Annotated in this window: 9 protein-coding genes, 2 rRNA genes and 1 riboswitch; of the genes, 3 read left to right on the forward strand and 8 right to left on the reverse strand. The window is 66.8% G+C overall.

The annotated features are described in order from the left end of the window. The first annotated feature begins 7 nt into the window (after nt 1–7). Nucleotides 8–64: riboswitch (cobalamin riboswitch) on the forward strand. Nucleotides 65–121: 57 nt separating this feature from the next. From ACFWO8_RS23410 to ACFWO8_RS23420, 3 genes are all read left to right on the forward strand, one after another. Continuing rightward, nucleotides 122–1,153 (forward strand): FecCD family ABC transporter permease, encoded by a 1,032-nt coding sequence (locus ACFWO8_RS23410; RefSeq protein ID WP_378957485.1) that lies wholly within the window; start codon nt 122–124, stop codon nt 1,151–1,153. A gap of 227 nt (nt 1,154–1,380) precedes the next feature. Next, nucleotides 1,381–2,103, forward strand: a complete 723-nt coding sequence (locus tag ACFWO8_RS23415; protein ID WP_378957488.1) for an ABC transporter ATP-binding protein — start codon at nt 1,381–1,383, stop codon at nt 2,101–2,103. Further along, complete coding sequence (locus tag ACFWO8_RS23420) at nt 2,103–3,134, forward strand: ABC transporter substrate-binding protein (protein WP_378957536.1); 1,032 nt, start codon at nt 2,103–2,105, stop codon at nt 3,132–3,134. The genes ACFWO8_RS23415 and ACFWO8_RS23420 overlap by 1 nt, the downstream gene beginning before the upstream one ends. A gap of 57 nt (nt 3,135–3,191) precedes the next feature. Here ACFWO8_RS23420 and ACFWO8_RS23425 read toward each other — a convergent pair whose 3' ends face one another. From ACFWO8_RS23425 to ACFWO8_RS23460, 8 genes are all read right to left on the reverse strand, one after another. Further along, complete coding sequence (locus ACFWO8_RS23425; RefSeq protein ID WP_378957493.1) at nt 3,192–3,689, reverse strand: SRPBCC domain-containing protein; 498 nt, start codon at nt 3,687–3,689, stop codon at nt 3,192–3,194. 36 nt (nt 3,690–3,725) lie between these two features. Next, the gene (locus ACFWO8_RS23430; protein WP_378957497.1) at nt 3,726–4,922 is read right to left on the reverse strand and encodes an ROK family protein; all 1,197 of its coding nucleotides are present in this window, start codon (nt 4,920–4,922) and stop codon (nt 3,726–3,728) included. Nucleotides 4,923–4,947: 25 nt separating this feature from the next. Continuing rightward, nucleotides 4,948–6,189 (reverse strand): sugar ABC transporter permease, encoded by a 1,242-nt coding sequence (locus ACFWO8_RS23435; protein WP_378957498.1) that lies wholly within the window; start codon nt 6,187–6,189, stop codon nt 4,948–4,950. Next, complete coding sequence (locus ACFWO8_RS23440) at nt 6,186–6,950, reverse strand: ATP-binding cassette domain-containing protein (RefSeq protein ID WP_378957502.1); 765 nt, start codon at nt 6,948–6,950, stop codon at nt 6,186–6,188. Before ACFWO8_RS23440 ends, ACFWO8_RS23435 begins: the two co-directional genes overlap by 4 nt. Then, on the reverse strand, nt 6,950–8,143 hold the full coding sequence (locus ACFWO8_RS23445) for a sugar ABC transporter substrate-binding protein (protein ID WP_378957506.1): 1,194 nt from the start codon (nt 8,141–8,143) through the stop codon (nt 6,950–6,952). Before ACFWO8_RS23445 ends, ACFWO8_RS23440 begins: the two co-directional genes overlap by 1 nt. An 87-nt stretch (nt 8,144–8,230) precedes the next feature. Beyond that, a complete protein-coding gene (locus ACFWO8_RS23450; RefSeq protein ID WP_378957508.1) occupies nt 8,231–8,641 on the reverse strand; it encodes a hypothetical protein in 411 nt (136 codons plus the stop codon). A gap of 94 nt (nt 8,642–8,735) precedes the next feature. Further along, nucleotides 8,736–8,852: ribosomal RNA gene (rrf, locus tag ACFWO8_RS23455) — 5S ribosomal RNA — on the reverse strand. Between the two features lie 123 nt (nt 8,853–8,975). Beyond that, nucleotides 8,976–9,075: ribosomal RNA gene (locus ACFWO8_RS23460) — 23S ribosomal RNA — on the reverse strand; the annotation flags it as partial.

A 9,075-nucleotide genomic window follows, 5' to 3' on the forward strand; every position in this document is an offset into this window, starting at 1 on the left:
GCGAGAATCCGGTGTCACTCCGGAACGGTCGCGCCACTGTGATCGCCTCGCGGCGAAAGTCAGACCTCCCTCGCCGGGACACCCTCTGAAAGGGCCGCGCCTTGCCTGTGGAGAATTCGCGATGATCCGTACCCGGATCTCGCTCGCACTGCCCCTGCTCGGGGTGCTACTGCTCGCGGCCATGATCGGTGCCACCGGATTCGGCGCGGAGATCGTGCCCGTGTCCGCGGTGCTCGACACCCTCATCGCCCGGCTCACCGGCGCGACACCCACCGATCTCGGCCTCGACACCATCGTCTGGCAGCTCCGGGTGCCACGCACGCTACTGGCGGCGGTGGTCGGCGCCGGATTGGCACTGGCCGGTGCGGCGATGCAGACGTTGGTGCGCAACCCACTGGCCGATCCCTTCCTGCTCGGCGTCTCTTCCGGCGCCGGTGTCGGCGCGGCCGCGGTCATCACCTCCGGGTTGTTCGCCGGTGCGGGCATCTGGGCGCTGTCCGGCGGTGCGCTGGTCGGCGCGTTCGGCGCCGCGACCCTGGTGTTCCTGATCGCGTTCGCCCAGGGCGGTCTCACCCCGCTGCGGCTGGTGCTCACCGGCACCGTGCTCGGTTCGGCGTTCGCCGGGTTCAGCAGTTTCCTCGTTTTTCGCAGCACCGATCCCGCGGCGGCGGAGTCGGTGCTGTTCTGGTTGCTCGGTAGTCTCGCCGGTGCCGATTGGACGACCCTCGCCCTGCCGTTGACCGTGGTGGTGGCCTGCGGCGCGATCCTCATGGCGAGCGCGGGCTGGTTGGACGCGCTCACGCTCGGCGCGGACACCGCGTCGTCGGTCGGCGTCCCGGTGCAACGCCTGCGCATCGGCCTGTTCGTGCTGCTCGCGGTGCTCGTCGGTGTCCTGGTCGCGGTGTCCGGCGGCATCGGCTTCGTCGGTCTGGTCGTCCCGCACGCCGCACGGATGATCGTCGGCCCCCGCCACCGCAACCTACTCCCCACCTGCGCGCTGGGCGGTGCGCTGTTCCTGGTGGTCGCCGACGCAGCCACCCGAATACTGGTGCGCCCCACCGAGATCCCGGTCGGTGTACTCACCGGCCTGATCGGCGCTCCGACCTTCCTGCTGCTGATGGGCAGGCGCCGCTACCAGTTCGGCGGATCATGAGCGGCCGCCTGCATACCTTCGGCCGACGTGTGCCTGCCCGCGATGGCGAACCCCGACCGCGACCTGCGCCGACCGCCGCCGCCCCGGACGATCGGGAGCCGAACCGCGCCACCCACCGACCGCAGACCCCAGGACCCCTTACGACGGAGCTCGATTCGCACGCTCGGGCCGAGCCCGGCCGATTACGAGCAGTCGGGCTCACCTGCACGGTCGGCCGACGGAATATCGTGGTCGGCGCGGAATTCTCGATCGAGCCCGGGGAAACCATCGGGATTGTCGGGCCCAATGGCAGCGGCAAGTCGACATTGCTTCGCGTGCTGGCGGGGGTGCGAAAGCCCAGGCAAGGCAAGGTGCTCGTCGACGGGCAAGTGCTGCATTCTCTCGGACCTCGACAGCGCGCCGCGGCCGTGGCATTGGTGGCGCAGGACGAGGACCCGCCCGCCGACATGCTGGTCGGCGAGGTAGTCGCCCTCGGCTTGACCCCTTATCTGCCGCCATGGGGACTCGGTGGTCCGCGCGAACAGCGCCGTGTCGCACAGGCCTTGGCGGCAGTCGACCTCGACGGCTTCGCGGGCAGGCAGGTGCAGCAACTCTCCGGCGGCGAACGGCAACGGGTTCTGTTGGCACGGGCGCTGTTACAGGACACCCCGGTACTGCTGCTCGACGAACCGACCAACCATCTCGACGTCACCCATCAGCTCGAGCTGCTCACCCTGATGCGCAACCTGAACCGGACCGTCGTCGCCGCCCTGCACGATCTGTCACTGGCCGATCGCTACTGCGACCGAATCATCGTGCTGCACAACGGTTCCACCCGAGCACCGGCACCACCGCCACAGGCGCTGGCAGCCGATGTCGTCGCCGAGGTATTCGGTGTCGACGCCACGCGCGTCCAGCACCCGCTGACCGGCGAAAACCACCTGTTGATCACCCCGCGAGAGGCGCGATGATGAAGACCCACGGCCGGATCCTGGCCACCACCGCCCTGGCCGCCGTTCTGACGGCGTGCACCGGCACCACCACGCAGTCCGCGACGACGATCCCGATCCTCAACTGCGGCAAGGAATCCCAGTTCCCCGCCCCCGCACAGCGACTGTTCGTCAACGACGGCAATCTCATCTCGATGGTGCTCGCGCTCGGTGCGCAGAACCAGGTCGCCGCGGTCTCGAGCATCCAGCGCGACGCCGACACCCTGCGCGCGCACTACGGCTCCGACATCGTCGACGGCCTGAAATCTGTTGCCCCCGAGTATCCCTCGCGCGAGACGGTGCTCGCCCAGCGCCCGGATGTGATGGTCGCCGGCTGGAGCTACGGCTACGACGAGGCGAGCAACCTCACCCCCGCATCACTGCGCAAGGACGGCATCGCCGCCTACGTGCTCACCGAGAGCTGTCGCCAACTCGACGGCGCCGCCGCACGCGGCACCGTCGAACCATGGACCGCGTTGCGCACCGACCTCACCGACCTCGGCACGATCACGGGCCACCCCGACCGCGCGCGGGAGGTCACCGCCGACCTCGACCACCGGCTCGCCGCGTTGACCGCCGCCCCGAAGCCTGCCCGAACCCCGACCGTATTCCTGTTCGACAGCGGCACCGACACCATCTACTCCAGCGGGAGATATGGTGCGCCGCAAGCGATCCTCGAAGCCGCGGGCGCCCGCAACATCCTCGACGATGTCGACGACACCTGGACCAAGGTCTCCTGGGAGCGGCTCGCTGCCGCCGACCCGGACGCGATCATGTTCGTCGACTACCCCGGCCAGAGCTACGCGCAGAAGGTGGAAATGCTGCGTTCCAAGCCCGGTATCAACGGTCTGCGCGCGGTCCGCGAGAGCCGGTTCTTCAATCTGCCGTACGCGCTGTGGACGAGCGGACCACTCAATATCGACGCGGCCGAACAGATCCGCAGGCAGCTCGAAACGTGGAACCTCGTCCCCGCCTCGGGAATCACACCCCGCGCGGACGACGCCGTACGTTGACCTCGAGCCCGGCGCCGGGTCGGCCGGTGCGCTGACCCGTGCTGTCGGTAGGGGAACTCAGTCGGTCGTGCCCCGCTCGGCGAGCGCTACCAGCTTCGTCAACGCCATCTGCCAGCCGACTTGGTTCTCGGCGGAGCTGAGCCCTGGCGGTACCCCCTCGTGCAGTACGTCGAGGTGGGTGCCGCCGTCAGCGTCTGTCAGGGTGAAGGTGATGGTCTGCGCCCCGGTCATGCCCGGCTTCTCCGTGACGAATTCCAGCACCTGGACCACTTGCTCATCCGGGGTCAGCGAGCGGAACGTCCCGAAGTAGGCGTCGTGCTGCTGGCGCACCGTTCCCGCATCGTGGGGCTGCCCCGTCTCGCCCACGTTGGTGGGATCGTCGTGGGTGAGGGTGATCGAGAACGATCCGCCCTCCACCGGCTCGAACCGGTGCACATCGACAGTTATCCCGTCGGGCATCATCCAGGCAGCCACCGCGTCGCCATCGAGCAGCAGCCGGTAGACGGTCGAACGAGGCGCGTTGATCTGCGTGCCGATCCTGGTGGTCGTCGCCATGTCTTTCACGATAGCCGCCCGGCCGACGCCGACCGGTCAACCTGCGGAGCTACGCGCCAGTGTCTGCAACGGGTCGGTCAGCACGTCGGCGAACGCCAGTTCAGCGGCCCCGATCAGTGGCGCGTCGTCGGCCAGCGCCGAGGTGCGCAGCCGGACCCGTTCGCGGACCGCGAGCAGTCCGTTCTCGGCCAGCCTGCTGCGGACCTGGGCGGCCGAGGCGAGGTAGACCTCGCGCAGCACCCCGCCGAACACGACCATCGTCGGGTTGAAGATATTGACGAGGTTGGCCACCCCGTAGCCGAGCCAGTCGCCGACCTGGTGCAGCGCGTCGCGGGCGGTGGCATCGCCGCGGGCGGCCGCGTCGACGATCGCTTCGACCGCCGCCCGCCCGCTGAGGTCGGCACGCCCCGCCGCCGCGATCAACGCCAGCTCCCCCGCCTCGGCCTCGAGGCAGCCGCGCGACCCGCACCGGCACGCCCGCCCGCCGGGGTTCACGATCATGTGCCCGACCTCGCCGCCGTAGCCGCCCTCACCGCCGAGCAGCTCGCCGCCCATGATCACGCCACCACCGATGCCGACTTCACCGTGCAGATAGATCAGGTCCGACACCCCGGCGCCGACCCCGCGTTCGCGCTCGGCCAGCGCGCCGAGGTTGGCATTGTTGCCGACCACGACCCGAACACCGAGCCGCTCCGACAGTTTCGCACCGACCGGCACATCGACCCAGCCGATGTTCGGCCCGTATCGCACGGCACCGTCACCCTGACGGACCATGCCACAGAACGCGAGACCCACACCGACGCGAACGCTGTCGGGCCCCGCCGCGGCGACCAAGGTCTGCGCCATCACCGCCAGCGATTCGATCACTTCCTCTGGATCGAATGCCGCACTGTCACGCGGTGTTTCGCGACGGTCGAGAATCACCCCGCCCAGGCCGACCCGCGCCACCGCGAGCCGGTCCGCGCCGACATCCAGCGCGAGCACGTACACCCGCTCCGACTCCGGCCGCACCACCAGCGACGGCCGCCCGGCTCTGCCGGTCTGGCGTGGCAGTTCCTCACTCACCAGCCCGGCAGCGGCGAGATCGGTGGTCAAAGCCAGAATCGTGCTGCGATTGAGACCCATTCGCTCGGCGAGCTCCGCCCGCGATACCGGGCCGCTCAGATGGACGTGGCGCAGCAGCACGGCGAGATTGCGCGTTCGGATCTCGTCCGGGGCGGGTGCAGCCCTCATCCGGCCCAGCCTTCCCGGTCGATGGTCAACTACCTGGCAGCGAACGCTTGCGCGAGAGCGCGTCCACCCCCGCCGCGAGCAGCAGGACAAATCCTGTCACAACGAATTTCGTGCCCGCGCTGTAGCCCATCAGCCCCATCCCGTTGTTGATCACCGCCACCACCGCGGCGCCGAGCACCGCGTCGAGCATCCGGCCGCGACCACCGAACAGGCTGGTACCACCGATCACCGCAGCACCGACCGCCGTGAGCAGAACGTCGGAACCACCGGTGTTCGGATCGACGGAGTTGGCCCGCGACGCCGCGATCAATCCGCCGACGGCAGCCATCGTCGAACAGAGCACGAAGGCGCTGATCTTGATCCGATCGACCGGGATGCCCGCACGCCGAGCCGCTTCCACGCTGCCGCCGACCGCGTAGATATGCCTGCCGAACGGGGTGCGATTGAGCACGAAGGTCCACAGCAGCAGTAGCGCGATAATGATCGGCACCACGATCGGCATGCCCTGCAGCGAGTTGACCTCCGGATTGCGACTGCGCTCGTCATTGAGCACCAGCACCGCAATCCCCGCGATGAGCGCGACCGTCGCGATCCGCAACGCGACCACCGGCGCCGTCTCGCCGGTGAGCCCGAGTATGTTGCGCGCCCGCAACTTTCGGTACTGCACGAACGAGAACCCGGCAAGCAGCACCAGGTACATGACCCAGCCGAGCAGGGGCGGCACATTCTTGTTGGCGATCGCCAGGATCGTCTCGTCGTGGATGGAGATATTGCGGCCGTTGTCCATGATCTTCAGCGCGACACCCTGCAGCGCCAGGAACGCGGCCAGCGTCACCACGAACGACGGGACACCGATCTTCACCACGATCGCACCGATGGTCAGCCCGATCACGACACCGGTGAACAGAGACACGAGCACCGCCGCGTACCAGGGCCAGCCCTTGTCGGTGAGCAATACCGCGAGCACCGCGGCACACACACCACTGGTGAAGCCGGCCGACAGGTCGATCTCCCCGAGCAGCAGCACGAAGATCAAACCCATCGCGATCACCGCGATGGCGGCACCCTGGGTGAGCAGGTTCGCGATATTGCCCTGGGTCATGAACACCGGCCGCGCGATCCAGAACACGACCGACAGCACGACCAGAGCGATGACCGAGGGCAGTGCGCCCATGTTGCCACTGCGAATCCGCGCGACATAACCGGTGACCAATTCGGTTACCGGTGCGGCAGGCTCGGCGGCCTTGTCTTTGACGACCACACTCATGCCTGCACTCCGATTCCGAGGCTCCCGCTGCGGCCGGAAGTGATCAGTTCGACGACCTGCGAATGGGTCACATCGGCGGTCCGTACCTGCGCCGCCATCCGGCCCAGATACAGCGCCGCGATGCGATCCGAAACCGCGAAGACGTCGTTCATGTTGTGCGAGATCAGCACCACCGCAAGGCCTTTGTCGGCCAGGCGGCGCACCAGTTCGAGTACCTGCTGAGTCTGGGCGACACCGAGCGCCGCGGTCGGCTCGTCCAGAATCACCACCTTGCTGTTCCACAGCACGGCCTTGGCAATGGCGACGGTCTGGCGTTGCCCGCCGGACAGGCTCGCCACCTTCTGCCGCACGGATTTCACCGTCCGCACCGACAGACCGGCCAGTGTCGCGCCCGCCAGTTCCTCCATGCCGTACTCGTCGAGCACGATGCCGTGCTTCTTCTCGCGGCCGAGGAACATGTTCTGCACGATGTCGAGGTTGTCGCACAGCGCGAGATCCTGATAGACGATCTCGATTCCCAGTTCCGCCGCGTCCCTCGGATTGCCGATCTGCACCGGCTCTCCGTCGAACAGCACCTCACCCGCATCGATCGCATGGGTGCCGCCGATGCACTTGACCAGGGTGGACTTGCCCGCGCCGTTATCGCCGACCAGTGCCGTCACCTCACCGCGGTAGGCGGAGAAGTCGATATCGTGCAGCACGTGCACCGGGCCGAAGCTCTTCTCTAATCCGCGCAATTCGATGAGCGGGCTATCGGTCATCAGCGGACGCCGTTATCCGCGCAGAGCTTCGCGAATTCACCGGTGCACAGCTCCGCCTTGTCGACGAAACCGTCCGCCACGACGTCGTTCACGTTGTTCTTGAAGATCGCCTTGGGTTCGAGCAGCACCGCGGGCACCTTCGTCTTCGCCTCGGGATCGTCGACGGTGCTCGGTGCCTCGCCCTTCTCGCCATTGGCCAGCGCGATCGCCAGCTTCGCGCCGGCGGCGGCCTCGAGGTTGATCGCCTTGTACACGGTCATGCACTGGTCACCGGCCAGCACATTCTGCAGACCCTGCACGGTGGCGTCCTGACCCGTCACCGGGATCTGACCGTTGAGCTTCTGCTTCTTCAGCACGGCGATGGCGGCATTGGCCAGACCGTCGTTGGCCGCGACGGTACCCCCGAGGTTCGGGGTGCCGGTGAGCATCTGTTCGAAAATGGTGCCCGCCTTGGTGTTATCCCATTCCGGGACGGCCTGATCCGGGCCCTTCACGTACTCGCCCGCGTCGAACTTCGGCTTCAGCGCGCCGTCGTAACCGCTCTTGAACAGGGCGGCGTTGTTGTCCGTCGGACCGCCGTTGAGGTAGGCGACCACCGGCTTCACCGCCTGCTTGTCGGCCAGGCACTTCGCGAGTCCGTCGCCCATGAGCTGGCCGACCTTCACGTTGTCGAACGACACGTAGTACGGCGCACCGCCGCCGAGGGTGAGCCGGTCGTAGTCGATCACGGTCACGCCCTGCGACTTGGCCTTCTGGATGACCGCCTTGCCGGTGCCGCTGTCGAGGTTGGTGATCATCAGCACCGAGGCGCCGTTGGTGATCATCTGATCCGCGATGGTCTGGAAGGCGTTCTTGTCGCCCTGGGCATTCTGGATGTCGGCCTTGACCCCCGCGGCGTCGAACGCCTGCTGGAGATACTTGCGATCCGCTGTCTCCCACCTCGCCGAAGTCTTGCTGTCGGGCAGGATCACGCCGATCTTGGCGCCGCCTCCCGAGGAGTTCGTAGTGTCGTCGCCGCAGGCGGTGAGCGAAGTGGTGAGAAGTGCGATCGAGACGGCCGCGATGCCGAAGATCCCCTGACGCATGAGCGTGGGCCTTTCGTGGAACCACCGCCTGTGGGCGGTCGAGCTGGAGCGAATGTTGTTCTCGACAACATACTCCAGCGTGACGTGGCCCACATGAGAATCGGACATCAGTCGAGCGCTATCGACGCAACGGGCTCTGGACCAAAGATCACAAGCTGACCGCCGCCGAACGGCGCTCCGACGAATCTCCGGCTTTTAGCTGACCTTGGTGTTGCGCTTCAGCAATGGACGTCGCCGGCGGGCGCGGTCAGCTGTGACGGCATACTCCTCCGCCAGCACGCCGTAGAGCATGAGATCGCTGTGTTGGCCGTCGACGAACCGAGCCTGGCGGGCGACGCCCTCTCGGACCGCACCGACGGCCGCGCAAGCTGCAATCGCGGCGCGGTTTCGGTCGAGGATCCAGGCATACATCCGGTGCAGCCCCATCACGAGGAGGCCGAGAACCGGCTGCGCAGGGCGGCGCGGGATCACCTCGACAGACCCGCTGTCGGCCGGGCAAGAAGCAGCTGTGCACGGGTTACTGCAGGTGCTGCGGACAGCGGAACCCAACCCGTGACGCAGCTCAGCCTCGAGGGACAAATCCGCTGCAACAACCTGTTCGTTCACCGACACCCCGTACGGCTGCAATGTTGCTTGTGCTCCGGAGACGCGAACGCAAAAAGGCCCTCCAACCGAAGTTGGAGGGCCTTTCGCAATGATGTTCCGGCAGTGTCCTACTCTCCCACACCCTGTCGAGTGCAGTACCATCGGCGCAGGTGGCCTTAGCTTCCGGGTTCGGAATGGGACCGGGCGTTTCCCCACCGCTATAACTACCGTAACTCTATGAAACTAGACAGCGCTCCCCAATAACACCAAACCCCACAAAATATGGGACCCGATGATCAGGTTTGCTGCAGTGTCTGTTGTTTCAGAAACCGCACAGTGGACGCGTAACACCTTCGTCAATAAGCCCTCGGCCTATTAGTACCAGTCACCTACACACGTTACCGTGCTTCCAGTTCTGGCCTATCAACCCCATGGTCTGTAGGGGGCCTTAACCC

Source organism: Nocardia sp. NPDC058480, from assembly GCF_042720495.1.
GTDB lineage: Bacteria > Actinomycetota > Actinomycetes > Mycobacteriales > Mycobacteriaceae > Nocardia.